Origin of the sequence: Halorubrum miltondacostae, from assembly GCF_041379815.1 — an archaeon.
Lineage (GTDB): Archaea > Halobacteriota > Halobacteria > Halobacteriales > Haloferacaceae > Halorubrum > Halorubrum miltondacostae.
The window spans coordinates 1-24,735 of the sequence record NZ_JBEDNY010000008.1; the positions used below are offsets into that span (position 1 = coordinate 1).

The 24,735-nt window shown below is 70.5% G+C and carries 27 protein-coding genes and 1 pseudogene; 11 read left to right on the plus strand and 17 right to left on the minus strand.

Annotated elements, in window-relative coordinates; all coding sequences use genetic code 11:
* Nucleotides 1-121 (plus strand): annotated as a pseudogene (locus ABNG04_RS16425) (IS630 family transposase); the annotation flags it as partial.
* Nucleotides 122-239: 118 nt separating this feature from the next.
* Here ABNG04_RS16425 and ABNG04_RS16430 read toward each other — a convergent pair.
* Complete coding sequence (locus ABNG04_RS16430) at nucleotides 240-1,025, minus strand: PHP domain-containing protein (protein ID WP_371163452.1); 786 nt, start codon at nucleotides 1,023-1,025, stop codon at nucleotides 240-242.
* A gap of 165 nt (nucleotides 1,026-1,190) precedes the next feature.
* Here ABNG04_RS16430 and ABNG04_RS16435 point away from each other — a divergent pair, with 165 nt between their 5' ends.
* From ABNG04_RS16435 to ABNG04_RS16445, 3 genes are read left to right on the plus strand one after another with little or no spacing between them, the layout of a single operon-like run.
* Entirely contained in the window at nucleotides 1,191-1,442 is a 252-nt protein-coding gene (locus ABNG04_RS16435) for a hypothetical protein (protein WP_371163453.1), read from the plus strand.
* 33 nt (nucleotides 1,443-1,475) lie between these two features.
* Nucleotides 1,476-3,020 carry a peroxidase family protein gene (locus ABNG04_RS16440; RefSeq protein WP_371163454.1) on the plus strand — a complete coding sequence of 515 codons (1,545 nt, stop codon included), beginning with the start codon at nucleotides 1,476-1,478 and terminating at the stop codon, nucleotides 3,018-3,020.
* On the plus strand, nucleotides 3,017-3,274 hold the full coding sequence (locus tag ABNG04_RS16445) for a lamin tail domain-containing protein (protein WP_371163455.1): 258 nt from the start codon (nucleotides 3,017-3,019) through the stop codon (nucleotides 3,272-3,274). The genes ABNG04_RS16440 and ABNG04_RS16445 overlap by 4 nt, the downstream gene beginning before the upstream one ends.
* A gap of 68 nt (nucleotides 3,275-3,342) precedes the next feature.
* Here ABNG04_RS16445 and ABNG04_RS16450 read toward each other — a convergent pair whose 3' ends face one another.
* The 6 genes from ABNG04_RS16450 to ABNG04_RS16475 all read right to left on the minus strand — a co-directional run bounded on the left by ABNG04_RS16450 (nucleotide 3,343) and on the right by ABNG04_RS16475 (nucleotide 8,427).
* Nucleotides 3,343-4,560, minus strand: a complete 1,218-nt coding sequence (locus ABNG04_RS16450) for an MFS transporter (protein WP_371163456.1) — start codon at nucleotides 4,558-4,560, stop codon at nucleotides 3,343-3,345.
* Nucleotides 4,561-4,643: 83 nt separating this feature from the next.
* A complete protein-coding gene (locus ABNG04_RS16455; RefSeq protein WP_371163457.1) occupies nucleotides 4,644-5,273 on the minus strand; it encodes a hypothetical protein in 630 nt (209 codons plus the stop codon).
* On the minus strand, nucleotides 5,263-6,375 hold the full coding sequence (locus ABNG04_RS16460; protein ID WP_371163458.1) for a DUF3179 domain-containing protein: 1,113 nt from the start codon (nucleotides 6,373-6,375) through the stop codon (nucleotides 5,263-5,265). The genes ABNG04_RS16455 and ABNG04_RS16460 overlap by 11 nt, the downstream gene beginning before the upstream one ends.
* A gap of 103 nt (nucleotides 6,376-6,478) precedes the next feature.
* Nucleotides 6,479-7,051 (minus strand): MOSC domain-containing protein, encoded by a 573-nt coding sequence (locus tag ABNG04_RS16465; RefSeq protein ID WP_371163459.1) that lies wholly within the window; start codon nucleotides 7,049-7,051, stop codon nucleotides 6,479-6,481.
* Complete coding sequence (locus ABNG04_RS16470) at nucleotides 7,051-7,449, minus strand: hypothetical protein (protein WP_371163460.1); 399 nt, start codon at nucleotides 7,447-7,449, stop codon at nucleotides 7,051-7,053. The genes ABNG04_RS16465 and ABNG04_RS16470 overlap by 1 nt, the downstream gene beginning before the upstream one ends.
* Nucleotides 7,450-7,506: 57 nt before the next feature.
* Nucleotides 7,507-8,427 carry a PLP-dependent cysteine synthase family protein gene (locus ABNG04_RS16475; RefSeq protein ID WP_371163461.1) on the minus strand — a complete coding sequence of 307 codons (921 nt, stop codon included), beginning with the start codon at nucleotides 8,425-8,427 and terminating at the stop codon, nucleotides 7,507-7,509.
* Nucleotides 8,428-8,849: 422 nt separating this feature from the next.
* Here ABNG04_RS16475 and ABNG04_RS16480 point away from each other — a divergent pair, with 422 nt between their 5' ends.
* The gene (locus tag ABNG04_RS16480; RefSeq protein WP_371163462.1) at nucleotides 8,850-9,236 is read left to right on the plus strand and encodes a TlpA family protein disulfide reductase; all 387 of its coding nucleotides are present in this window, start codon (nucleotides 8,850-8,852) and stop codon (nucleotides 9,234-9,236) included.
* 28 nt (nucleotides 9,237-9,264) lie between these two features.
* Here ABNG04_RS16480 and ABNG04_RS16485 read toward each other — a convergent pair whose 3' ends face one another.
* Nucleotides 9,265-9,480, minus strand: a complete 216-nt coding sequence (locus ABNG04_RS16485; protein ID WP_371163463.1) for a hypothetical protein — start codon at nucleotides 9,478-9,480, stop codon at nucleotides 9,265-9,267.
* 92 nt (nucleotides 9,481-9,572) lie between these two features.
* On the opposite strand from ABNG04_RS16485, the gene ABNG04_RS16490 reads away from it, so the two are divergent.
* The gene (locus ABNG04_RS16490; RefSeq protein WP_371163464.1) at nucleotides 9,573-10,316 is read left to right on the plus strand and encodes a ThuA domain-containing protein; all 744 of its coding nucleotides are present in this window, start codon (nucleotides 9,573-9,575) and stop codon (nucleotides 10,314-10,316) included.
* A gap of 54 nt (nucleotides 10,317-10,370) precedes the next feature.
* Here the strand turns inward: ABNG04_RS16490 and ABNG04_RS16495 are convergent, their stop codons facing one another.
* Complete coding sequence (locus tag ABNG04_RS16495) at nucleotides 10,371-11,039, minus strand: helix-turn-helix domain-containing protein (protein WP_371163465.1); 669 nt, start codon at nucleotides 11,037-11,039, stop codon at nucleotides 10,371-10,373.
* A gap of 84 nt (nucleotides 11,040-11,123) precedes the next feature.
* Here ABNG04_RS16495 and ABNG04_RS16500 point away from each other — a divergent pair, with 84 nt between their 5' ends.
* On the plus strand, nucleotides 11,124-12,782 hold the full coding sequence (locus ABNG04_RS16500) for an NADH-quinone oxidoreductase subunit D (RefSeq protein WP_371163466.1): 1,659 nt from the start codon (nucleotides 11,124-11,126) through the stop codon (nucleotides 12,780-12,782).
* A 194-nt stretch (nucleotides 12,783-12,976) separates the two neighbouring features.
* Here ABNG04_RS16500 and ABNG04_RS16505 read toward each other — a convergent pair whose 3' ends face one another.
* The 3 genes from ABNG04_RS16505 to pyrB form a co-directional block, all read right to left on the minus strand.
* Entirely contained in the window at nucleotides 12,977-13,837 is an 861-nt protein-coding gene (locus ABNG04_RS16505; RefSeq protein ID WP_371163467.1) for a hypothetical protein, read from the minus strand.
* A 312-nt stretch (nucleotides 13,838-14,149) separates the two neighbouring features.
* The gene (gene pyrI / locus ABNG04_RS16510) at nucleotides 14,150-14,608 is read right to left on the minus strand and encodes an aspartate carbamoyltransferase regulatory subunit (protein ID WP_297884641.1); all 459 of its coding nucleotides are present in this window, start codon (nucleotides 14,606-14,608) and stop codon (nucleotides 14,150-14,152) included.
* A complete protein-coding gene (pyrB, locus tag ABNG04_RS16515) occupies nucleotides 14,605-15,546 on the minus strand; it encodes an aspartate carbamoyltransferase (RefSeq protein WP_371163468.1) in 942 nt (313 codons plus the stop codon). Before pyrB ends, pyrI begins: the two co-directional genes overlap by 4 nt.
* Nucleotides 15,547-15,737: 191 nt before the next feature.
* On the opposite strand from pyrB, the gene ABNG04_RS16520 reads away from it, so the two are divergent.
* Entirely contained in the window at nucleotides 15,738-16,055 is a 318-nt protein-coding gene (locus tag ABNG04_RS16520) for an ASCH domain-containing protein (protein WP_371163469.1), read from the plus strand.
* Between the two features lie 91 nt (nucleotides 16,056-16,146).
* A complete protein-coding gene (locus ABNG04_RS16525; protein ID WP_371163470.1) occupies nucleotides 16,147-17,616 on the plus strand; it encodes a short-chain fatty acid transporter in 1,470 nt (489 codons plus the stop codon).
* A gap of 18 nt (nucleotides 17,617-17,634) precedes the next feature.
* Here the strand turns inward: ABNG04_RS16525 and ABNG04_RS16530 are convergent, their stop codons facing one another.
* Together ABNG04_RS16530 and ABNG04_RS16535 are read right to left on the minus strand one after the other, a co-directional pair.
* On the minus strand, nucleotides 17,635-17,970 hold the full coding sequence (locus tag ABNG04_RS16530; RefSeq protein WP_371163471.1) for a 2Fe-2S iron-sulfur cluster-binding protein: 336 nt from the start codon (nucleotides 17,968-17,970) through the stop codon (nucleotides 17,635-17,637).
* 87 nt (nucleotides 17,971-18,057) lie between these two features.
* Nucleotides 18,058-18,564 carry a hypothetical protein gene (locus ABNG04_RS16535; RefSeq protein ID WP_371163472.1) on the minus strand — a complete coding sequence of 169 codons (507 nt, stop codon included), beginning with the start codon at nucleotides 18,562-18,564 and terminating at the stop codon, nucleotides 18,058-18,060.
* 119 nt (nucleotides 18,565-18,683) lie between these two features.
* Between ABNG04_RS16535 and mvaD the strand changes: the two genes are divergently transcribed.
* Both mvaD and ABNG04_RS16545 read left to right on the plus strand, forming a co-directional pair.
* Entirely contained in the window at nucleotides 18,684-19,682 is a 999-nt protein-coding gene (mvaD, locus tag ABNG04_RS16540; protein ID WP_371163473.1) for a phosphomevalonate decarboxylase MvaD, read from the plus strand.
* Between the two features lie 82 nt (nucleotides 19,683-19,764).
* A complete protein-coding gene (locus ABNG04_RS16545) occupies nucleotides 19,765-20,127 on the plus strand; it encodes a DUF7522 family protein (RefSeq protein ID WP_371163474.1) in 363 nt (120 codons plus the stop codon).
* Between the two features lie 27 nt (nucleotides 20,128-20,154).
* Here the strand turns inward: ABNG04_RS16545 and ABNG04_RS16550 are convergent, their stop codons facing one another.
* From ABNG04_RS16550 to ABNG04_RS16560, 3 genes are all read right to left on the minus strand, one after another.
* A complete protein-coding gene (locus ABNG04_RS16550; RefSeq protein ID WP_371163475.1) occupies nucleotides 20,155-21,699 on the minus strand; it encodes a cryptochrome/photolyase family protein in 1,545 nt (514 codons plus the stop codon).
* A gap of 84 nt (nucleotides 21,700-21,783) precedes the next feature.
* Nucleotides 21,784-22,230: a phosphate-starvation-inducible PsiE family protein gene (locus ABNG04_RS16555; RefSeq protein WP_371163582.1), complete on the minus strand. Its 447-nt coding sequence runs from the start codon at nucleotides 22,228-22,230 to the stop codon at nucleotides 21,784-21,786.
* Between the two features lie 46 nt (nucleotides 22,231-22,276).
* On the minus strand, nucleotides 22,277-24,685 hold the full coding sequence (locus tag ABNG04_RS16560; RefSeq protein WP_371163476.1) for a DEAD/DEAH box helicase: 2,409 nt from the start codon (nucleotides 24,683-24,685) through the stop codon (nucleotides 22,277-22,279).
* Nucleotides 24,686-24,735 lie beyond the last annotated feature (50 nt).

The window sequence follows — 24,735 nt, forward strand, 5'->3', positions numbered from 1 at the left end:
GAGCGCGGCAGAATACCGCGCTCTCCTCACCGAACTCTTTGAGAAGCTCACAGACCAGCTGAGTTTCGCGGCCTCTTGGATCGATAATCATCTCGGCAATTATCTTCAAAAGTTACGCTAGGTACTATCGCTTCGTCAAGCGAACGAATCTCCGATTCGCGTTGTTCGACGAGGCGTGAGCCGAAGCCGACGCGGACCGTTTTTTACAGTTCAGATCGTCGCGAGCGTGACCGCTCCGGTCAGGCGTCCGCGACGATCCGATCGAGGCCGACCGGCTCCAACCCGCGACGGTCGAGTTCCGCCTCAATCTCCTGAACCCGCGGACCGATCACGTCGGGGTCGTGGCTGTCGGTCCCGACCGTCACGCCGACGCCGGCGTCGACGAGGCGGTCGAGGAAGTCGGGGGCCGGGTGGAACTGGCCGTAGTCGTCGAGCAGCCGCCCGGCGTTGATCTCCGGGACGGTCCGGGAGTCGCGGAACGCCTCGGCGACCGCCGTGTAGTGGTCCTCGGTCGCGAACCCGCGGAGGTGCGGGTTGCGCTCGATCAGGTCCGGGTGGGCGGCGATCGCGAACAGCTCCGACTCGATCAAAGCGACCAGCTTCTCGAAGTAGCGGTCGACGAGCGCCCGACGCTCGGACTCTGGTTTGTCGGCGAAGTGCGAGCGGGTGTGGACGTTTGCGCCGTCGAGATCGTGGACGCTGCCGACGGCGTAGTCGAACGCCGCCTCGTCGAGGAACTCGGCGATTGCGCCCTCGTGAGCCGGGTCGTAGTCCATCTCCGCCGCGTCGAACACGTCGACGTCGACGGCGTCGCGGACCGACTCGATCGCGTCGCGGCGGCGCTCGTAGGTCAGGTCGAGGTTGAACCCGAACGCGCGCTTGTGCGCTCTCGCGGTCGGCTCCGGCGAGACGTTACAGTGGTCGGCGAACCCGATCCCGTCGAGCCCCGCGTCCGCGGCGGCTTCGACCATCCACCGGAGGAACGCCCCGTCCGAGTAGTTCGTGTGGGCGTGGTAGTCGTACACGGCGGGCGTTGGCCCCGGGCGAACTCGAAGGTTCGGGTCGCGTGGGAACGACCGGCATGCCGTGGTCCCTCGCGACCGCGTCGACCGATCGGCGGGCACGAAGCCAGCAATATAATCCGGAAAACAAATTGAAAGTTCATTTAGAAAACTTTTTAATATTTATATATGGCATCTGGACACATGGATGCTGCTAACAAGGTGACCTGTCGCGTCGTCGACGACGACTCCCGGCCGCTGGCGGGGCGGATCGTCATCGGCGAGCGGCGGGACGGCGACCGCATCGGCCACTGGATGACCGGAGCCGACGGGGATTTCGTCCTCGAGGCGGACGGCGGCACCGCCCTCGACGACGTCTCCTTCACCGTGCGGAACCCCGCGCAGGGCGGGACCGAGGAGCCGGTCCGACGGCGGAAGTGACCAGACGAGAGCGAGGCGACGCTCCACCTGACGGTGAACGCGCGCGACATCATGCTCCACGGGGGCAGCGAACACCGCGGGATGAACGACGCCGCGTGTACGGCCGCGGGCCCGGTCCGGAGCCACCGGTTCTACACGCAGTTCCCGGATCTGGACCCCTACGACCGCGACGGGGACCTACTCCGGACGCTGGGCGGGACCGACGGCGAGGCCGGAGCGCCGATGATGGAGACGCCCGACGACCCGGTCGGCGACACCGAGACCCCGGCCGGCTACGGCATCTTCGGCCAGTACGTCGACCACGACATCACGTTCGACCCGACCTCGGACATCGACCGGCGCAACGACCCGGCCGCGCTCCGGAACTTCCGGACGCCCGCGCTCGACCTCGACTCGCTCTACCGGACCAACGCCGAGGCGGCGCCGTTCCTCTACGACCACGACGCGGACGAGCGCAAGCTGCTCACCGGCGAGGCGGTCGCGGCGGAGGGGGACGGCGACGGCGGCGCCTTCGGACCGCCGGGGACGGACCTCCAGCGGAACGAGCAGGGCACGGCAGTGATCGGTGACCCGCGGAACGACGAGAACGTCGTCGTCTCGCAGCTCCAACTCGCGTTCGCGAACTTCCACAACCGGATCGTCGATCACCTGCGCGGCCCCGGCTCCTCGCTCGTCGAAGAGGACGAGTCCGTCCTCGAAGCCGCGCAGCGGCTCGTCAGGTGGCACTACCAGTGGGTCGTGCGACACGACCTCCTCCCGCGGATCTACGACCGCTACGTCCTGGCCGACATCGAGGAGCGCGGCCGACAGTTCTTCCTCCCGGCGGGGCGCCCGCCGGCGATCCCGGTCGAGTTCGGCGGGGCCGCGCACCGGTTCGGCCACAGCATGATCCTACATGCGTTCGACGTCAACGACGAGGTCGGCGAGGTGTCGCTGTTCCCGACCGACTCCGGAGAGGAGGACCGGCACCTCCGCGGCGGGGGGCCGGTGTCGAGCGACCTCGTCGTCGACTGGTCCCGACTGCTCGACACCGGCGACGGCGACTACCAGCCCTCGCGGAAGATCGAGCCCCTCCTCGCGCCGGCGCTGTTCGAACTCCCGGTGTCCGGCGACAGATCGCTCGCCGTCCGGAACCTCCGCCGCGGGAAGGCGCTCGGGCTGGGCTCCGGACAGGACGTGGCCGCCCGGGTGGGGTACGACCCGATCCGGAACGAGGCGTTCGGCGACGAGTCGGCGATCATGCGGACGCTCCGGGCGCACGGCCGGGGCGCCGACCCCGACTCGCCGCTGTGGTACTACGTGCTCGCCGAGGCCGACTATCAGCAGGACGGCGAGCGGCTCGGCGCGGTCGGCAGTCGGATCGTCGCGGAGACGCTCATCGAGGCCGACGAGACTGCCTACCCCAACGCCGCGCCCGACGACTGGGAGCCGAGCCTCCCGCAGCCGACGCCGACCGACGGGTACACGCTGGCCGACATCACGGCCTTCGCCGCGGAGGCGAGACCGGACGGGCTCGTCATCGACGCCGTCGACGCGGGGTCGGCGACGGTACGGGGGACGCGCTCGACGAGTCGGTGACGCTCCGGAACATCGCCGACGACCCGATCGATCTGACGGGCTACGTCATCGACTTCGACGGGCAGCGCGACGATCTCCCGGGCGCGACGCTCGACCCCGAGGAGACGCTGACCGTCCACGTCGGGAGCGGCGCGAACTCGGCCGCCGACCACTACCTCGGTCGAGACGCTCCGGCCCTCGACGACGAGGGGGAAGTCGTGGCAGTGTACGACCCGGACGGCGAGCGCACGACGAGGCGGCGATACGTCGGGTGACGGGTCGGTTCAACGGAGGTAGGCGGCGGCGTAGATCGGCGGGGGAGGGTAACGGCGTCGGCGACGCTTCACCGCCCCTCGCCGACGAGCGCGTTCGTCGAGATGACGAGAAACGAGACGCCCGAGAGGCCGGCGATGAGCGCGAACGACGCGCCCCAGCCGAGGACGTCGGCGACGAGCCCGACGCCGACTGAGCCGGCCGAACCGATCACGGTGTAGACGGTCCGGATCAGTCCGAAGCCGGCCCCCCGCTCTGCGTCGCCGAGCGCGTCCATGAACCGGGGGTCGATGGCGGAGAAGAACGAGGAGCCGAGGCCGGCGAGGAACACGGCGACGCCGAGCCCGACGGTCGTCGGGAGCGCCGGCAGGCCGACCGCGACCGGGAGTCGGACGAGGTCGGGGAGCGCGACCAGCGAGCCCAGTCCGAGCGCCCCGCCGAGGAGTGACGCGGCGATGCTCGCGTCGCGTCCCAACCGGTCGGAGAGGCGACCGAGCCCGACCTGCGCCCCCGCTCGGACGACGAAGAATGCGGAGAAGACGCCGCCGGCGAACGCCGGCGAGTAGCCGCGGAACTCGACGAGGAACGTCGGCAGGAAGGAGATGACGCCCTGCGCGACGTACGTCCCGAGCGTCGCCACCGCGAGCGGGACGAGTATCTCGCGCCGCCCGACCAACTCGAACAGCGGGCCGAGCCGGAGCCGCTCGGCCATCGGCTGCTCCGGCCGACGCGGTTCGGTCGGGCGGACGCGTCGCGCGAACAGAAGGAAAATTGGCACCCCGACGAGCGCGGCCAGCGCGACGCCGGGCCGCCACCCGTAGCGCACGCCGACCCACGTTGCGGCGACGGGCGCGATCAGGCCCGCCAGCGGCCCGCCCAGCGAGTGGATCCCCACCGCGGTGCCGAGGTCGTCGAACGTCCGCGAGAGCAGCGTTGTCGCCACGGCGTAGTGGAGACCCGCCGCGAGCCCCAAGAGCACCGCCGCCAACACGAACGCGGGGAATATCGGAACCGCCGCCAGCAGCAGGCTCATCGTCGTCGTCCCGCCGACCGCGACGAGGATCACCCGACGCTCGCCGTACCGGTCGGCGAGGATCCCGCTCGGGAACTGCGAGAGGCCGTAGGCGAACCACATCCCCGAAAGCGCGACCCCGACGGCCGTGTTCGAGACGCCGAAGTCGTCGATGATGAGGGGGACGACCGGACTGATCGCCAGCCGGGCGAAGTAGGTCACGAAGAACGCCAGCATACACAGCGTCAACACCGTGTGGCGGTACCGCCAGTTCATCCGACAGTCACGGGCGACTCCTCGGGGCGGTCGGGCGTCAACCCTTTCGGTTTCGGCAGGCCGCGAGCCGTCCGGGTGCGGGGTCAGCGCGCGGCCGCCGGGTCCACCTGACTCCCAACCCACAGGAGCGTGAGGAGGAGCCCGGCGACGGACGCGGGCAGGAACCACCGGAACGCGGCGAGCAGTCCCGCCGACGCCTGAACGCCGATCACCGCGAGGAAGGCGGGGCCGCAGCAGGCGACCCCCGAGAGGATTCCCGGGAGGCCCGCGGCGGCGCCCGCGCCGGCACCGATCCGGCAGGCGGCGGGCCCGCGCCACGCGACGACGGAGACGGCGAGCGTGACGCCGACGAGCCCCGCGAGCGCGAGCCCGACGACGGCGTTGACGGGGGCGAAGAGGTACTCGACCGGCCCCGCGGAGAGCAGCGCCACGGGCTCGTACTGGAACGGCGCGACGCGACGCGTCGCCAGCGCGACCGGATCCTCGACGACGACGAGGTCGAACCGGGGCCGCGAGACGACCGCGCCGGCGCGCAGGCCGAGGTGGCCGAGGCCGAGGTGGTACGCCACGAGATAGGCGGCGGCGACGGTGACGGCTGTCGCCCGACCGTCGCGTCGGCTGAGAGCGGCGCGGACGGCGAACGCCGTCCGACGAACCAGCCCGACGAGCCACGTGCGCGCCGATTCCGCCGGGGCGGCGGTCTCAGCGGCCATCGCCGGCCCCCGTGTGCTCGCCGACGAACGTGGTGTCCGGATAAAAGCCCGCCCAAGCGAACCACATCGCGTCGAACGCGAGGAGTCGTTCGAGCGGCAGGTCCGCGGCCGCGAACCCATCCTCGCCGTTTACCCGGTACTCGTCGCCGTCCGGTTCGACCGCGGCGCTATCGGGATTCCGGTAGACGTGGCCGGTCGAGAGGGTCTGATCCGCGACGGCGACGACGGCAGCGCCGCCGTCGCCGACGGTCCCGGTCAGGACGCGCTCCGAGCGCAGCGTCGCCTCGTCGAACGCGACCGCGCCCGTCTCGGTCCGCGCTCCGACGACGACCGACTTGGCGTGGCCCGCCTCCGGGGACGCGAGCGCCGGGAACCGGGTCCCGTTCCGCGAGTAGTAGCCGCTCAGCGGCACGTAGCTCCCGTAGGGGTCCTCGTCGTAGCGGCGGACGTAACCGGTCTCCTCGGTCATGAGGAGCGAGTCGGGATGTCGCGTCGCCCAGTCGCCCGCGGTCGTCCACGCGACGCTGAACTCGTCGAGGGTCTCGCCGGCCATCGGCCCATCGATCCCGGTGGCGAGCATCTGGGGCCACCAGCTGTCGGTGGCCCGGTCGTACATGATCAGGTTCGAGTTGACGAGTCGCCCCGACACCCCGAACGTCGTGTCGCCGCGGTGGAACCCCTGCGCCATCCCGGTGAGCGGACAGTACGTGACCGCGACCGGCTCGCCGCCGACCTCGTCGTTGACGATCTCGTGGTGCGAGAGGATGCGGCGGGGGTACGCCTTCGCCTCGCCACCGCGGACGACGCCGAACACCGGCTCGTTGCCCGGCGGATCCGTCTCCGCGATCGGACGGAAGATCGGGTCGTCGACCGAGGGGATCCCGTCCTTGCTCACGCCGCCGTCGAGCGACTCGGAGACGAGCGACTCGGCCTCGTACGCGAGGTGATAGCCGTCGTCGACCGTCGGCGGGGGAGACTCGCCGTCCGACTCGTCGGCGCTTCGACCGGCAGAGTCCGTCGCAGGGGTCCCGACGCAGCCGGCGAGGGACGCGCCGCCGACCGCCGCGATTCCGGCCAGCGCCGCGCGACGGGTTCTATTCATACCGCTCTCTCCGGCTTCGAGCGTCTAAAGTCCGAAGCGCGGGTGTGAGTGACACGCACATCCGCTGTTCGAGGGCGAGTCGGAACTCGACGGGCCGCGTTCGCTACTCGTGACCGCTCGACGACCGCTCCGCGAGGCGCCCCGCGATGGCCGCGCCGGCGGTCCGCGGATCAGCCTCGCGGACCGTCACCGCGTCGCCGACCGCGACGCGACCGGGTTCGACCACGTCACAACAGAGGCCGCCGCGGTTCCGGAGCGCCGACGCGAGGCCGTCCTGGCCGGCGAGCTCCTCGAGGTGCGCACACGGCGGCCTCCGGCGAGTCGGTCGCAGGAGCGCGTCGCCGACGGCGACGGTCGCGCCGAGGAGCGGGTCCATCCCCGCGCCGAACCCCTCGACGACCACGTTCCGGCGGTGACGGCCGTCGCGCACGTCGACGCCGGTCTCCTCGCGGACCGCGGCGAGCGCCTCCGCGGCGACGAGGGTGACCGCGCAGCCGTCGAGCTGGAAGTGGCCGTCGCCGCGCCGGTAGCGGTCCCCCTCAATCCCGTCCGGACGGATCTCGACCGCCTCGCGCCCGACGGGCGGGGCACCGCCCTCGGGAGCCGTCACGAGGCCGGCGACCGCGCCGGGGGTCGCGTCCGGGTCGGTCGACTCAGGTGGCCGATCGGCCGACATCAGGGCCCTCCGAGGAGGGTCTCATCGTCCGGCTTCAGCCACTCGCGGTGCGCATAGTAGAGCGCGGCGACCGGGGGCGCGGGGAGCGCGGCGAGCGCGTACACCCACTTGAAGACACCGAGGTCGGCGACCCCCCGCTCGGCGAGCGAGAGTGCGTCGAGCAGGATGGTCGCGGTCGCCAGCGGTGCGAGCAGGTACCCGTACGCGAACGAGACCGCCGCGCCGACGGGCGTCTCGGGGGTCAAGAGCGCCCAGTCGAGCGCGTACAGGAGCGTCCAGCCCGCGACGGTGGCGGTCAGCGCGGCGAGCCACGGCCCGTCGAAGCGTCGGTCCGGGGCGTCGGGCGAGCCCGCCGAGTCGCCGTCGGACGGCTCCGTCGGTTCAGCGCGCGTGTTCACGACGGATCTGCGCGCCGGACGCTAATCAACTCCCGGGTGGGTCGGCCGGCGGGGCAGTCACTCGTCATCGAAGGTGCCTGCGGTCAGGTACCGCTCGCCGCTGTCCCAGTAGACGGTGACGACGAGCGGCTCCTCGCCGTCGAAGGCGCCGCTCTCGCGCAGCTCGGCCGCGACATCCTTCGCCGCGAGGTTCGATGCCCCCGACGACTGGCCGACGAGGATGCCCTCCTTGCGGGCGAGCCGGCGGCATTCGGCCTCGGCGTCGGCCAGCTCGACCGTGTGGACCTCGTCGATCAGGTCCACGTCGAGGTTCGGCGAGACGAACCCCGGACCCATCCCCTGGAAGCCGTCGACGCTCGGCGCCTCCCCGGAGAGCACGGCGTTGTCCGCGGGCTCGACGGCGTCGATCCGCACGTCCGGGAAGGCCTCGCGCAGCCGGCGGCCGATCCCGGTGATCGTCCCGCCGGTGCCGACCCCGGCGACCAGCGCGTCGACGGTGCGGTCGCCCACTTGGTCGAGTATCTCCGGTCCCGTCGTCTCGTAGTGGGCGCGGGGGTTCGCCGGGTTCTCGAACTGGCGGAGCCGGACGGTGTTCGGTTCGCCCTCGATCTCGTCCGCGCGGTCCTTCGCGTCCGAGATGTCGCCGTCGACGAGCTCGACGGTCGCGCCGTACGCCTTCATTAGCCGGCGGCGCTCGATCGACTTCCCCTCGGGGATGACGAGGGTGACGTCGTAGCCGCGCGCCGCGCCGGCCATCGCGAGCCCGATGCCGGTGTTGCCCGACGTGGGCTCGACGATGCGGTCGCCCGGCTCGATCTCGCCCGCCGCCTCGGCGGCCTCGATCATGTACAGCGCGGGGCGGTCCTTCGCCGAGCCGCCCGGGTTGCGGGACTCGACCTTCGCCGCGACCGTCGTCCCCGCGGGCGCGTCGACCCGCACCAGCGGCGAGCCGAGCGTCGACAGAATGTCGTCGTCCATTACTCGGATGGAGGCGGTCGCGACAAAAAGGCCCCGCGGACTCCGGCAAGCGATGTCGACCGCGACGACGGACTCTCCGAATAAATCTCGACGCAGCGACCGAGTGTGCTGACAAGCAGTGACCGCACCCCGGAGATACGGAGATAGATGCGGTGGCGCGTGCCTGCGAGCGGCCGCTGTCGGCAGCCGCGAGTCAGCACGCGCGAGGGAGTCGCTGGCGGCTTCCGCCGCCAGCGACGAGGCTAGGGAGGTGAGAGGTGCGGTGTCGTGTGGGGCTTCGTGGGTGTCGGCAGTCGGTCCATGGTCGACGACGGAGAGCGAGAGTGTACGCGAACTCGACGGTGCGTCGTCGTCGGTCCCGAGCCGAGTTTGCCATTGCCACCGACGCGCCGTTTACGTGGCTCGGCGACCAACGGGACGCTATGTCACTCGAAACGCTCGCGCCCGCGGACGAGGCCGACGCGGACACGTTCGACGACTCCGTGCTCGACGCGCTCGCGGCGGACGACTACGTATTCAAAGTGTGGGGCGGCGACTGGTGCGGCGACTGTCAGCGACAGCTTCCCGAGTTCGGCGCCGCACTCGCGGCCGCCGGCGTCCCGGACGATCGAATCGAGGCGTACCCGGTGACGAAGGGGCCGGACGGGAAAGAGGGCGAACTTGTCGAGGCGTACGAGATCAAGCTGATCCCGACGGTCGTCGTCGAGTCGCCGGACGGCGAGGAGCTCGCGCGGTTCGTCGAGGAGGAAGACGCCGCCATCGCGGCGTACCTGGCCGAGCGGCTCGCCGACGCCGAAGCGACCGCCTGAGCTGCCTTTCCTACCGCGCCCGCCGGAGTCAGTCGTCTTCCGCGTTCACGTCGAACGCGTAGTAGAGGACGGCCATGGTAATGCCCATCGTGACCGCCTGAACCATCGTCGACGTGTCGAGGAGGACGCCGACGGCGAGAACCGAGGCAGTCACCACGGCTCCGGTGAGGAGAGCGTACCGAACTCTGGAGAGCCCGCGCGCCCAGTCGTCGGCGCGGCGGTACAGCTGACGAGGACTTGCCATGTCCAGCCCTGTCTCGCCACCGACGAGTGTTTTCCGGTCGGTCGGCGACGGCCGAGGCGAGCGCTCAAGTCGGTCCGGCGTCGACCCCGCGTATGGCACGCGTCACGGTCTGGAACGAGCACCGACACGAGCGCGAGAGCGAAGTCGTCGCCGACGTCTACCCCGACGGCATCCACGCCGTCGTCGCCGACGCGCTGGAGGAGGGCGGCCACGAGGTCCGCACCGCGACCCTCGACGAGGGCCCGGAGCACGGGCTCACCGAGGCCGTCTTAGACGACACCGACGTGCTGGTCTGGTGGGGCCACGCGGCCCACGACGAGGTCCGTGACGCGGTCGTCGACCGCGTCCACGAGCGCGTCCTCAACGGGACGGGCCTCCTCGTGCTCCACTCCGCGCACTACTCGAAGATTTTCAAGCGGCTGATGGGGACCAGCTGTTCGCTGAAGTGGCGCGAGGCCGCCGAGCGAGAGCGGCTCTGGACCATTGAACCGAGCCACCCGATCGCCGACGGGATCGGAGAGACGATCGAGCTCGACGAGGCCGAGATGTACGGCGAGCGGTTCGACGTCCCCGCGCCGGACACGCTCGTCTTCACCTCCTGGTTCGAGGGCGGCGAGACGTTCCGCTCCGGCTGCTGTTACCGCCGCGGGAACGGGCGGGTGTTCTACTTCCGGCCCGGCCACGAGACGTATCCGATCTACTACGACGAGGATGTCCGGCAGGTGCTTCGAAACGCGGTCGACTGGGCTGAGCCGGGCGATGGGCCGACGCCCGAGTTCGGCAACGCGGACCCGAGAGAGGAGATCGACACGAGCGACGACCGGAGCGTTCACTGAGGGGATCCGCGGTCGGCGGCGGCCTCGTGCGAGAGTGCCGTCCGTCGCGCGCGTTCAGGCCACGTCGCGCAGTCGCATGAACGCGTTCATCACCGCCGACTCGGCTTTCCGGAGGTGTTCGGAGGCTGTGCTCGGCGAGGCGCCGATCCGGTCGGCGACCTCCGCGACGGATGCCGCGCGCGGGGACTCGTAGTAGCCGCACTCAACGGCGGCCGCGACCGCGTCGAACTGCCGGTCCGTGAGTCCCGGATCGAAGAGGTGCTGACGCCAGTCGTACTCGCCGACGCGGAGGACCTCGCTCTCGATCCGGTCCGGGAGCGCGGCGAGCGCCTCCCGGAGCGGCCCGTGGTCGCCGAGGATCGTCAGCCGCGCGACGCCGCCCGGACGGAAGTCGATCGGCGGGACGACGACGATCCCGGTCCGCCGGAGCGACCCGAACATCGCGTCGTCGATGTCGTCGCGTCGCTGCGTGAGGAAGACGTAGTATCCCGACCCGTCGATCCGAGTGACCTCGAACTCTCGGATGCGGTCGACGGAGCGCAGCGCGTCGACGTACACGTCGATGTCCCCCTCCACGTAGAACAGGAAGGTGTCCGCGGTCTCGTCGAAGAGGCTGCCGTGAAGGAGTACGTCCCGATCGATGGCCGCCGACTCGTCGACCAATCGGTGTATCGGATGGAGGAGCTCCGGCGGGTACCGGAGTTCGAGGCGCAGGTACTTCACGCCGGACAATGACGACGGCGGTTTGATAAATACCCGTACTGAGCCGGCAGAAGCCTCGGGTCCTGCGCTCGCGTTGCTTCCGGTATGTCGACAGAGCTGCTGCGCGAAGGCGACGAGGACGGCGAGGAGACGGCGGATCCGTTTTCGTCGATCGGCGAGCTGGTCACGGCGCGCGAGACGCACCTGAACGCCCCCGCGGCGAGAGTTCGCCCGGACGCCGTTCGAGAGGCCCTCACCACGCTGCGGGACGAGCGGGGGTACGACCACCTCGCGTGCGTCACGGCACAGGAGTACGAGAACCGGTACGAGTCGATCTACCACCTGCGCTCCTACGACGACCCGACCCGGGAGCTCAGCGTCGTGGTCCCGGCCGACCAGAGCGACCCGATCTCCGAGTCGGCCGCCCCCGTGTTCCGCACCGCGGACTGGCACGAGCGCGAGGCGTACGACCTCGTCGGGATCGAGTACGACGCCCACCCGGACCTCCGCCGGATCCTCCTCCCAGAGACGTGGCAGGGGCATCCGCTGTCGATGGACTACGACGAGGACCAGCCGCAGATCGCCGCGCTCTCCGAGAACGAGCCGATCGAGCCGGGATCCTCGTCCGCCACCGGCAGCGACACCATGCTGCTCAACGTCGGCCCGCACCACCCGGCGACTCACGGCGTCTTACACCTCCAGGTCACGCTCGACGGCGAGACGGTCGTCGGCGTCGAGCCCGACATCGGCTACATCCACCGCTGCGAGGAGCAGATGGCGCAGTCCGGGACGTACCGTCACCAAATCATGCCGTACCCCGACCGATGGGACTGGGGCGGCGCGGGGCTGCTCAACGAGTGGGCGTACGCCCGGGTCGCCGAGGACCTCGCGGACATCGAGGTGCCCGAGTACGCGCAGGTCGTCCGCACGATGGCCGCGGAGTTCAGCCGGATCCTCTCGCATATGCTGGCGATGGGCGCGTACGCGCTCGACGTGATCGGCGACTTCACGGCGACGTTCATGTACGCCATCCAGGAGCGCGAGCGCGTCCAAGACATCTTAGAGGAACTCACGGGACAGCGGCTGATGTTCAACTACTTCCGGCTCGGCGGCCTCGCGTGGGACCTCCCGGAGCCCAGAGGGAAGTTCCTCTCGACGATCCGCGAGTACCTCGACGGCCTCCCGCGCCGCATCGAGGAGTACCACGACCTCCTCACGCGGAACGAGATCCTCCAGCTCCGCACGGTGGACACGGGTGTCCTCCCGCCGGAGGTCGCGAAGAGCTACGGCGCGACCGGTCCGGTCGTCCGCGGTTCGGGGGTCGACTACGACCTCCGGCGCGACGACCCGTACGGGTACTACGACGAACTCGACTGGGACGTCATCACCGAGGACGGCTGCGACAACTACAGTCGGCTCCTCGTCCGTGTGCGCGAGGTCGAGGAGTCCGCGAATATCATCGAGCAGTGCGTCGACCTGCTCGAGGACTGGCCCGAGGACGAGCGGTCCGTCCAGTCGAACGTGCCGCGCACGATTCGCCCGGACGAAGACACGGAGATCTACCGCGCCGTCGAGGGCGCGAAAGGCGAGCTCGGCATCTACATCCGCGCGGACGGCACGGACAAGCCGGCCCGGTTCAAGATCCGCGGGCCGTCGTTCTCGAACCTCCAGACGCTCCCGGAGATGGCCGAGGGGGAATCGATACCGGACCTGATCGCCGCGCTCGGTAGTCTCGACACGATCATGGGAGAAGTCGATCGGTAAAAAGACACGGCGAGCCGACGGCTCATCGGTGTCGGACGACCGCCGCTACGGCGCGGACGTTGAAAGGCGACCGCCTCGCGCGAACGCGAGACGACCGGTTGTGTCGCGCGCCGGCGGCCGGTCGAGTACAGGTGGACCGTGGCCGTATATAAACCCTCGTTCACGGGACCGCGAGAGAACGGTCGAGCCCGCGGTCAGTCCGGGCGGTGGACCTCGCCGTCGCGGGAGTCGGCGTTCTTCCGGCGGATCGCGGCGGCCGCGTTGTTCGCGTCGTAGCCGAAGAACACGTCCTTCGCGTACGTCTCGGCGACCCCGGTCGCGTGGATCAGGTCGTCGACGTCCACCTCGACCGCGTACAGCTCCAGCGAGAACGGCGTCTCCGGCGGCGCGCCGTGGACGTCGTAGTCGCCGCCGAGCCGCGAGCGGAACCCGCGAGCGATCGCCTCCAACCAGTAAGTCGTCGCGTACTCGGTGTCGTACAGCGGGACAACGAACTCGTCGACGTGATCGGCGAGGCGGTCGAGGTCGAGGCCGGCCCGCTCGTAGAGGTGGTCGGGGTAGGGGTCGGGGTACAGCGTGAGCAGGAGGCGGCCGGGGACGAAGTCGGCCGCCTCGGCGACGAACTCGGTGATGACGTCCGCGCGCCAGTCGGCGAAGTCGTCGCGGTCGCTCTCGGCGAACAGGCGCTCGCAGCGGTCGCAGTGACAGAACCCCTCGCGGGGGAACCCCACGTCGTCGAGGCGCACGTCATCGTTCTCGGCGGCGCAGTCCGCGATGATCTCGAGGAGTCCCTCGCGGTACTCGGGGTGGGTCGGGCAGATGTACGCCCAATCGAAGTAGTCGCGGTCGCGGGTCGCCGGCTCGCCGCGTTCGTCGACTGGGACGAGGTCTTTGTCCTCGCTCGCGGCCGCGTTGTCGCCGAAACACGACACCATGTTCACGGCGTTCGGCAGGGGCTCGGCCGCCCGCCCCGTGACGTCTTTCACCTCGTAGAAGCCGAGGTCGAACGGCTCCATCGCGACCTCGTCGGCGTTCCGCGTGACGACCCCGTACATGGGCCCGGCTACGGGACTGGTCGGTAAAAACGGACGGTATCGGGCGGTCGACCGCGGCTGCGGGTCAGTCTGCGCTGCCGCTCGGTCGTCGGTGCGGTTCGGGGAGGGCGCGGGCGCGACGTCGCGCGGTTACTCGATCTCGACCGGCTCCTTGTCGCCGGCGAACAGGAAGTACGCGAGCGCGACGAGCGACAGCACGAGGACGAGCTTGGCTTTCTTGCTCATACGCGGCAGTTGGAACGGCGGGCGCTAAAACTTACCGGACCGAGCGGGGATCGGCCCCGAGAGAGGCGGCCCGCGGCGCTCGCCGCCTCACACGTCGATGTGGTCGGCGATGTCGGAGCGCAGGATCGTCGCGCAGTAGTCGCAGCGCACCCCGTCGGCCACGACGTCGAACCGTGTCTCGACGGGCTCGCCGGCGTTGGTGATACAGTTGCGGTTCGGACAGGAGAGGACGCCCGTCACGCCGTCGGGGCGGGTGACGCGGTTCTTCTCGACGACCTCGAAGTCGCGGACGATGTTGATCGTCGCTTCCGGCGCGATGAGCGAGAGCACGTCGACCTCGGACTGGGAGAGCTCGCGGTCCTCGACCTTCACGATGTCCTTGCGGCCGAGCCGGTCGGACGGGACGTTCATGCCGACCGAGACGCCGAACCCCTCGGAGCCGTCGATGCCCAAGATCGCGAGGACGTTTAGCGCCTGCCCGCCCTCGACGTGGTCGATCACGGTCCCGTCGCGGATCTTCGAGACGCGGAGCTCGTGGTCGCTCATCGGTCCACCTCCGTCCCCTCGTCGCCTTCGGCGTTCTCCAGTAAGGTGTCGAGCAGCGCCATCCGGACCGGGATGCCGTTGTGCGCCTGCTCGAAATAGCGCGCGTGGTCGGTCTCGTCGACGTCGGGCGCGATCTCGTCGACGCGGGGGAGCGGGTGCATCACGGTGAGGTCGTCCCCGGCGGCCTCGAGCGTCTCGGCGTCGATCTGGTACTCGCCCGCGACGCGGTGGTACTCGTTCTCGTCCGGGAACCGCTCCTTCTGGATCCGGGTGACGTACAGCACGTCGAGCTCCTCCAAGACCGGGTCGAGCTCGTCGTGCTCGCGGATCTGCGCGCCCGTCTCGTGGAGGTCGAAGCGGACCGACCGCGGGAGCCGCAGCGAGTCGGGGCTGATGAAGTGCTGATTGGCGTCGAACTCGGTGAGTGCGGCCGCGAGCGAGTGGACCGTCCGCCCGTACTTCAGGTCGCCCATGATCCCGATCGTGAGGTCGTCGAGCCCGTGGTCCTCGCGGATCGTGTGGAGGTCGAGGAGCGTCTGCGACGGGTGCTGACCCGCGCCGTCGCCCGCGTTGACCACGGGGACGTCGACGCGCTCGCCCGCCAGCGTGGCCGCGCCCTCGCTCGGGTGCCGGAGGACGAGCGCGTCCGCGTACCCTTCGATGACGCGGACGGTGTCCGACAGCGACTCGCCCTTCGACACCGACGAGGAGTCGACGTCGCCCATGTCGATGGTGTTCATCCCGAGGCGCTTGGCCGCGCTGTCGAAGCTCATCCGGGTGCGCGTGCTGGGCTCGAAGAAGCAGAGCGCGAGCACCCGCCCGGCGTGCCGGTCCGCGTAGGCGGCGGGGTCGTCGGCGACCGCTCGGGCCCGGTCGAGTACGGCCTCGATGTCATCCCGCGAGAGCTGGGTCGCGGTGATGAGGTGGTCCTGTCGCATCGTCAGAGATGGGTGTCGGCAGTATCTTGAATCCCTCGGCTCGGGGCGCAGCGCGGGTGTTCACGGACGTGCGTACCCGCGCGGATCGCCGTTTCGATATCCGTAACGCGCCCCGATCAGGAGTCTGACGACCGCCGCCGCATCGGATGCCCGCCGCCGCGCATAAGCCGCCGCGGGCCGAAGCGGATCGCATGGCAGACAACGACCCGGCCGACCTGCTCCCGAACGACCGCGTGAAGCAGGCGGCCATCGACGGCGAGGTGACGCAACTCCACCGCGGGAACCAGTACGGCGAGGAGGGCGACACCTTCGAGATCGACGGCGTCGCCTTCGAACTGGTCGAAGTGACCGAGCGCACGCTCGGCGACATGACCGACGAGGACGCGAAACGCGAGGGGTCGCCATCGCTGTCGGCGTACAAGGAGCGGATGGTCCGCGCGCACGGCGGGAACTTCGAGTGGGACGACGACGCCGACGTGGTCAGACACCGATTCGAGCGGGCCGAGTAGGACCGCGCCATCGGGCGACGCGGCGGCGGACCACTTGATTCTCATCGCCGTATCCCATTATTTATACTGTAGGATGCTGGATACGGGAGCCATGGCAGCCAGTGACGGCGCCGGTGTCGTCGAACGTGTCGGATTCCAAATATCGAACGTCGTCGAACGGTGGATGCCGAGCCCGTTCGTCTTCGCCATCCTGTTGACGTATCTCGTCTACGGGGCCGGGTTGGTGGCCACCGACTCCGGGCCGGTGGAACTGTTGGAGTTCTGGTACGGCGGGTTCTGGGCGTTCCTCGGGTTCTCGATGCAGATGGTGCTCATCCTGATGACCGGGTTCGTCATCGCGTACCACCCGCGAGTGAACGCGGTGCTCCAGCGGTTGGCCGAGATTCCGAACTCCGGCGCGCAGGCCGCCGCATTCGTCGGGTTCATCTCGATGTCGCTGGCGTGGGTCCACTGGGGGTTCAGCCTCATCATGGGCGCGATCTTCGCCCGCGAGATGGGGAAGGTAGCCCACCGGAAGGGGATCGACGTCCACTACCCGCTGCTCGCGGTCGCCGGCTACATGGGTCTCGGCCTGACCTGGCACTGGGGGATCTCCGGGTCGGCCCCGCTCCAGTTGACCGACGCAAGCAACATCGGTGAGGGGACCGGGTTCGAGTTCCTCGCGTCGACCGTCCCGGCCGCGGAGACCATCTTCCACCCGTACGCGCTCACGCTCACCGCCCTCTCGGTCCTGTTCGCGAGCGCCGTGCTGTACGTCCTCGCGCCCTCCGGGAGCCGGGCGAAGGGGATCACAGAGTACGTCGACGAGGCGGAGCTGTTCGACGCGAGCGCGGACGGGGGTCGCACAGGTAACGACGCGGCCACCGACGGCGGTACCGACGCGGCCGATGCGGCCGACCCGGTCGACGAGTCGCCGGCCGCGATCGACGACGTCCCCGCGGAGCGGCTGAACAACAGCCGGCTCGTCGGCGGGCTCGTCGCGCTGTCGGGCGTCGCGCTCCTCGCGCTCCAGTTCGCCAATCAGGGGCTCGGCGCGTTCACGCTGAACGCCGTCAACTTCGGCTTCCTCTTCGCGGGTCTCCTCATCTACCAGCGGCCGGCGTACTATCGCGACCGATTCAACGACGCGGCCGGGGCGGCGGCGGGGATCGTCCTTCTCTTCCCCTTCTTCGCCGGGATCCAGGGCATCATGGCCAGCTCCGGGCTGGCGCTGCTGCTCGCCGAGGCCCTGCTCGACGTGTCGACGGCGGCGACGTACCCCGTGATCGCGTGGGTCGTCGGCTCCGTGGCGAACCTGTTCGTCCCCTCCGGCGGCGGCGAGTGGCTCGTCGTCGGTCCCTCGGTGCTCCAGGCCGCGCAGGAACTCGGCGTCCCCTACGGACAGGCGACCATCGCGTACGCGGTCGGCGACGCGCACACGAACCTGCTGAACCCGTTCTGGGCGCTGCCGCTCCTCGCAATCACGAACGTCAGGGCGCGCGAGATGTTCGGCTACGCCATCGCGATGCTGCTCGCGTTGATCCCCTTCCTCGCGGTAGCGCTGTACGCGGTGCCGTACTGAACCGCTGAGAAACCCGCTTCAGTCGTCGTCCGCGGCCGCGCCGTCGCCCGCCGCGGTCGCCGCGTCGTCCTCGATGCTCGGCGGGTACTTCCCGCGTTCGAGCTTCAGGTCGGACTGCGGGCGCGCCATACAGGTGAGCGCGTAGTGCTCAGCCTCCTCGTCGCTGAAGCCGCGGGCCGCGGGCTGGGTCACCTCGCCCTCGAGTATCTCGGCGGAACAGGCGAGGCACATCCCGACGCGGCAGGAGTACTCCTGAGCGATCCCCTCCTCGAAGCAGGCGCTGAGGATCGTCTCCGTGTCGGCCACCTCGATCGTCTCGTCGGTGCCGACGAACTCGACGGTGTACTCTGTCATGCCGCGGAGTACCCGCCGGCCGGGCAAAAAGGGTTCCCTCTATCCCGTCGCCCTCGCGGGGACGGAAGCGGGCGCGACGCGGGGTCGCTACTCGACGGCGTCTCCGCGGTCGCCCCTCGCGTGGCGGACGGCCCTCGTCACGACCAACAGGCCGACGGCCGCGAGGAAGTCGCGGCCCAGGGGTCCGAACACGTCGAGCCACAGGCGCGCTGTCAGCGGGCGGGCGGCGACGGCGTTCGACCCCAGCAGGAACCGGAGCGTGTGCGGGGCCACGCCGACGTACTGCCCGGCGAGGCCGCCGGCCACGACGCCCGCGAGCAGCGCTCCGAGCGACCGACCGGTCAGAGAGACCCGCGGTCCGATACCGTCGATCGCGTAGTAGGCGACGAACAGGAGCCCCGGCACGAGGAGATACGTCCCGGCGACGTCGACGAGCAGATCGAGGGGCGTCCGGGCCGGCACGGGCTGGCCCTCCCGTATCGCGTACTGGCGGGACCGAACCAAGTGTTCGAGGAACGACAGGGCCGCCGAAACGGCGGCGAGGACGTACACCTTCGCCCGCGGTCGCCGGGCGAGCGCATCACCGAGGACCATGTCGGCTCGGGCGTCGGCCGTCACTAATAGTTTGCCTCGGGGTCGTCCGCGTTGTCGGCCGCGCCGCGTCGCTCCCGCCCATCGCAACGACTAATCCCCCGCCGGACGCTTCCCGAGATATGACCGGCAAGGCCACCGCGCGAGCCCACCCGATCCAGGGGCTCGTAAAGTACCACGGGATGCGCGACGAGGAACTGCGGCTCCCGTACCACGACAGCATCAGCCTCTGTACCGCCCCGACCGCGACGACGACGACCGTCGAGTGGCAGCCCGACGCGAGCGAGGACGCCTACGTCATCGGCGGCGAGGCGGTCGACGGGCGCGCCGCCGAGCGCATCGACATGGTCGTCGAGCACGTCCGCGAACTGGCCGGGGTCGACGCTCCGGTCCGACTGGAGAGCGAGAACTCCTTCCCGTCGAACATCGGCTTCGGCTCCTCGTCGTCCGGGTTCGCGGCCGCCGCGCTCGCCCTCGTCGAGGCCGCGGGACTCGACATGTCCCTCCCGGAGGTCTCCACCGTCGCCCGCCGCGGGTCCTCGTCGGCCGCCCGCGCCGTGACCGGGGCGTACTCGCGGCTCGACGCCGGGCTCAACGACGCGGACTGCCGCTCCTACCGGCTCGACGTCGGCGCGAGCGAGGACGGCTTCGATCCCGAGGAGGACCTCCGGATCGTCGCCGCGCACGTCCCCGCGTACAAGGAGACGGAGGAAGCCCACCGCGAGGCCGCCGCGAGCCACATGATGCAGGCGCGGACCGCCCACGTCCAAGACCAGCTGGTCGAGATGACCGACGCGCTCCGCGCGGGCGACTTCGACCGGATCTTCGAGACCGCCGAGCACGACTCGCTGTCCCTGACGGCCACGACGATGACGGGCCCCGCGGGGTGGGTGTACTGGCAGCCCGAGACGATCGCCGTGTTCAACGCGGTCCGCGAGCTGCGGGAGTCGGGCGTCCCCGTCTACTTCTCGACCGACACCGGCGCCTCGGTGTACGTGAACACGCTCGCCGACCACGTCGACGAAGTTGAGAACCGGATCGCCGAGGTCGGCATCGACACCGACGTCTGGGAGGTCGGCGGCCCGGCGCGCGTCCTCGACGAGAGCGAGGCGCTGTTTTGACAGGGCGCGACGGGCGGCGCGGAAGGGCGCTGGCGGGCTCCGTCGCGGTGATTTATGGGCTCGTAGGCTGAATTAAGGCGATATGTCGCCGATCGCCGACGCGATCCTCGCGTTCGACGGGGCAACCCCCCGCGTCGTCGCGGATCTCCGGAGCGTCTCGTTCGAGATCGAGTACGTCCGCGAGGACGTCGAGGACCGCTACTCGGACGCCGACCTCGACGAGGCGTACCAGTTGGTGATGTCGAACCAGATCACGGGCGACGACTTCAAGCGCCTCGTGGAACGGAGCAAGTACGTGGCCCAGACGCTGTTCTTCGAGGACCTCGTGGTGTTTCTCTTCCCGTCGGACCGGTACGACGCGGTGTTCGCGTCGTTCGACTACGACGAGTCGTTCCCCGTGAACGCGCTGGTGAGCGCGGTCAGCGAGGCCAAGCGAGAGGAGTGAGCCGGAGCGGACGGCCGCCGTCGCCGGTCACTCCTCCGGGTCCTCGCCGCGAGCCCGCTTGTACATCGCGAGCGCCTCCTCGCGGCGCTTCGAGTGGTCGACGATCGGTGCCGGGTACGCCGGGGCCGCGTTCGCGCGCTGGGTCGGCGACAGCTCGTGCCACTCGTGGATCAGGTCGGGCTCGACGCCGCGCAGTTCGGGGACGTACTCCGTGATGTACTCCGCGTCGGGGTCGTAGCGCTCGCCCTGCGTCATCGGGTTGAAGATGCGGAAGTACGGCTGCGCGTCGGTCCCCGTCGAGGCGGCCCACTGCCAGCCGCCGTTGTCGTTCGCGGTGTCGTGGTCGGCCAGCCGCTCGCGGAAGTGGTCGTAGCCGTGCCGCCAGTCCGCGAGCAGGTCCTTCGTGAGGAAGGAGGCGACGATCATCCGCACGCGGTTGTGCATGAACGCCTCCTCGCGCAGCTGGCGCATCCCGGCGTCGACGATGGGATACCCCGTCTCGCCGCGCTTCCACGCCGCGATCTCGTCGGGGTCGTCGCGCCAGTCGATCCCCTCCTCGTACTCCTTGTAGTTCGCCGTCACCACCTCGGGGTTGTGGAAGAGGACCTGCGTGTAGAACTCCCGCCACGCCAGCTGCTGTTGGAACTCCTCGACCTGCTCGGGGGCGTCGTCGGGCCGCGCGCCGGACTCCGCCTCGGCCATCGCCGCCTCGGTCGCCGCGTACGCCTCCCGGACGCCGATCTCGCCGTACTTGAAGAACGCCGACAGCCGCGAGGTCGCGTCCTCGGCGGGGAAGTCGCGCTCGGCCTCGTAGGCGAACACCGCCTCGTCGAGGAAGTCGTCGAGGCGCTCGCGGGCCGCGTCGGTCCCCGCCGGGCCGACGTCCGCGTCCGGCTCCGCAAAGCCGAGGTCGGCGGGCGTCGGGAGGTCGCCGACCGCGGCGACTGGGGGCTCGTCGACGCCGCCGTCCGCCAGCGTCGCGTCGGTCCCGTCGGTCCCGTCGGTCCCGTCGATGGCGTCGACCGCGTCAGTCAGGCGGTCTGCGTCCACGAGCGCCTCGTCGGTCGGCGCGGGAGCCGGGTCGTCCTTCGCGCGGTCGGTCCACTTCTTCCAGTAGTAGCTGTACACGGAGTACGGGTCGCCGGCGTTCGTCCGGATGGCGTCGGGGTCGTGGAGGACCGCGTCGTGGTGGGCCTCGCGCGCGACGTCGACCGCGTCGAGCGCGCGTCGCACGCCGGCGTCGCGCTCCCGAGCGAGCCCGGAGTAGTCGCGGTTCCAGACGACGCGCTCGGCGTCGAGGGCGTCGGCGAGGCGCGGGAGGACGGTCTCGGGGTTCCCGTGCGCGACGAGGAGGTCGCTCCCGCGCTCGCGGTACGCCTCGCGGAGCGCGGCGAGCCCGTCGAGCAGGCGGCGGACACGCACGTCGCTCGCGTGGGTCAAGACGTCGGGGTCGAAGACGAAGACGGGCGCGGCCGGCCCCCGGTCGGCGTTGTCGCTCTCGATCCCCGCAGCGGCCGCAAGCCCGACGTTGTCCGCGGCCCTGAGGTCGCGGCGGTGCCAGAACAGCTCCATGGGATCAACACGGGCGCGTCCACCGTGAAACCACCGGGACCGCCGGGGGCCTCGGCGGGGGTCGGACCCATGCTTCGCCCTCGGTCAGAGCTCTAGCCGCCCCGGGACGCTCACGCAGTCGAGGAGGAAGTAGCCGACCGTCAGCGTGAGGACGAGCACACCGAGCGAGACGGCCGCGAGCAGCGCCTCGTCGCCCGTGCCGTAGTCCTCGAGCCGGAAGCTGATCACGCGCCGCGAGACGGCGATGATCGCGGCGCTCACGACGGTTCGGAGGACGGGCTGGCCCCGCGCGTACGCCACGAGCGTCCGGTGGACCTCGACGATGATCAGCAGCAGCAGGACGCTGTCAAGCAGCTCCACGACCTGCGCCGGGTCGGTGAAGTTGCCGGCGACGAGCAGGCGGTACAGCGAGACGAACAGGTCGAACACGCCGATGAGGAAGAGCAGGAGGAGAAAGTACGCCGCGCCGAGGACGAGCCACTCCATCGCCCGGGCCGCGGGGTCCGCGGCGTCGTCGAGGTCGATGGCCATGATCATCCCGTCGGCCCCGGGCGGCATGGAGCTTTGGGTGGCCCTGTCAGGCGTCGGCGTCCGCCCCCGTAAGCGATTCGAGCAGTCGCACGGCCGGCGCCTTCGCCAGCGGGTCGTTCCCGTTGCCGCAGTGAGGCGACTGGACGCAGGCCGGGCAGCCGCCCTCGCAGTCGCAGGAGTCGATCAGCCGCGCCGTGCGGGTCATCAGCTCCTCGATCCGGCGGTGGCCGCGCCGAGTCAGCCCAACGCCGCCGGGGTAGCCGTCGTAGACAAACACCGCCGGTCCCTTGGTGTGGGGATGGTGGGGGGTCGAGATCCCGCCCACGTCGGCGCGGTCGCACAGCAGGTGGAAGGGGAACAGCGAGATGATCCCGTGTTCGGCGGCGTGGATCCCGCCGTTGAACGCGTACTCGCCGCCCGGGATCGGCTCGCCGCCGTCGGCGCTGACCTCCGGGTCCGGCGCGTCCTCGTCGACCGCATCGCCGAGGCGGCGCATCTCGCGCTCGACGTCCTCAGGGACGGGGAAGTACAGCGACTTCGTCCGCAGCGTCGTCTCCGGGAGGTCGAGCGTCGACTCGCCAAGCGACTCCCCGGTCGCGGCGTCCTTCCGGACGAACCCCGTGATCTGCTCGGTCACCGTGACGTCCGCGAACCGGACGGGCACGTCGGGGCGCGCCGAGAGCGTGCGCTCGTCGAGGTCCGCGTTCACGACGATGTCCTTGTCGGAGCGCACCTGCGTGTAGTAGTCCGCCCACGACTGCTGGAGCTCGGCGACGTCGCGGTCGAGGTCCAGTTCGACCACCTCGTAGGTGCGGCCCTGCTGGTGGTAGATCGCGCCCGGGTGGGCGTCGCGGAGCGCGTCGGCGAAGCCCAGCGTCGCGACCGTCTCGCCGCTCGACCGCTCGATCAGCGAGATCTCGCGCTCCTCGGCGGTGCGGAGGTTCACCGACTGCTGCGGGCTCCCGCCGCCGGCGTGGACCCAGCGCGTCCCCTTCGCGGCCTCGCGCCGCTCGAGGACGCCCGCCTCGGTCAGGTCGGCGACGACGCTCGGGAACGAGTCGCCGAAGAAGCGCTCGTCCTCCGGCGAGAGCCAGCTCTCGTCGGCCGCGCAGGCGACGTGGCCGGGCATGAGCTGGCCGTTCTCGGGGTCGCAGATCGCGTCCTCCGGCGGCGCGTCGAAGAAGTCGCTCGGGTTGCGCATCAGATACTGGTCGAGCTGGTCCTCGCCGCCGACCAGCACGACCGTGGCGGGGTCGTCGCCGCGGCCGGCTCGCCCCGCGCGCTGGTGAGCGGACATCCGGGTGCCGGGGTAGCCGTCCAGCACCACGGCGTCGAGCCCGCCCACGTCGACGCCGAGTTCGAGGGCGCTCGTCGACCAGACGCCGCGGAGGTCGCCGGCGTGGAGCGCCGACTCGATCTCGCGGCGGCGGTCGTCCGTGAGCGCCGCCTGGTACGCGCCGACCTTCCCGGCGAGGTCGCGCTCCCCCCGGTCGCGGAGGTCGCTCGCGCTGTCGGTCGCGTACTGCTCGGCGGTCTGGCGGGCACGGGTGAACGCGAGCGTCTGCTGGCCCGCCGTGACGAGGTCGACGAAGAGCCGCTTGCTCTCCGTGTGGCTCGACTTCCGGCGGCCGCTGCCCCGCTCCTGCCAGTCGTCGTCGTACTCGGGGGGGTTCCACAGCACCCAGTCGCGCGGCCCGCGCCCGGAGGTGTCCTCGTCCACGAGAGCGATCCCGTCGGGATCGCGGCCGGTGACGGTCGCGACGTGGTCGACGGGGTTGTTGATCGTCGCCGAACAGCAGACGAACTGCGGCGCGGAGCCGAACCGCTCACAGGTCCGGGCGAGCCGGCGGAGGGTCAGCGCCACCTGCGAGCCGAACACGCCGCGGTAGCTGTGGACCTCGTCGATGACGACGTACTCCAGCGACGAGAAGAACCAGTCCCAGAGTCGCCCCGCGTACGGCAACAGCGCGTAGTGGAGCATGTCCGGGTTCGAGAGGAGGACGGTCGGGCGGCGGTCGCGCACGTCGCGCTTCTCCGAGCGCGAGAGTCGCCCGGTGTAGGAGTCGACCGACACGCGGTTGCCGAAGCCGAGGTCGGCGGCGAGCTCCGACAGCGACTCCTCCTGGTCGGCGATCAGCGCGTTCTGCGGGCCGAGGTAGAGCGTGCGCCCGCCGTGGTCCATCGCCGCCTCGAACGCGGGGACGGTGTAGGCGAGCGACTTGCCGCTGGCCGTCTCGGTCGCGAGCACGACGTCGTCGCCGTCACGGACCGCGCCGATCGCGTCGGCCTGGTGCCGGTAGAGCCGGTCGATCCCGCGGTCGCCGAGCGCGTCGGCGAGCCGCGGTTCGAGGTCGACGTCGGCGAACTCGGGCTCGCGCGCCGGGATCCGCCGGTGGTCGTCGATCTGTCCCTCGTAGAAGGGGCGGTCCCGCAGCCACTCGATGGCGTCGTCCACGGTTACGGTACCCTGGGGTCGGCGGGACCTAACGGTTGCGGTGGCGGCGG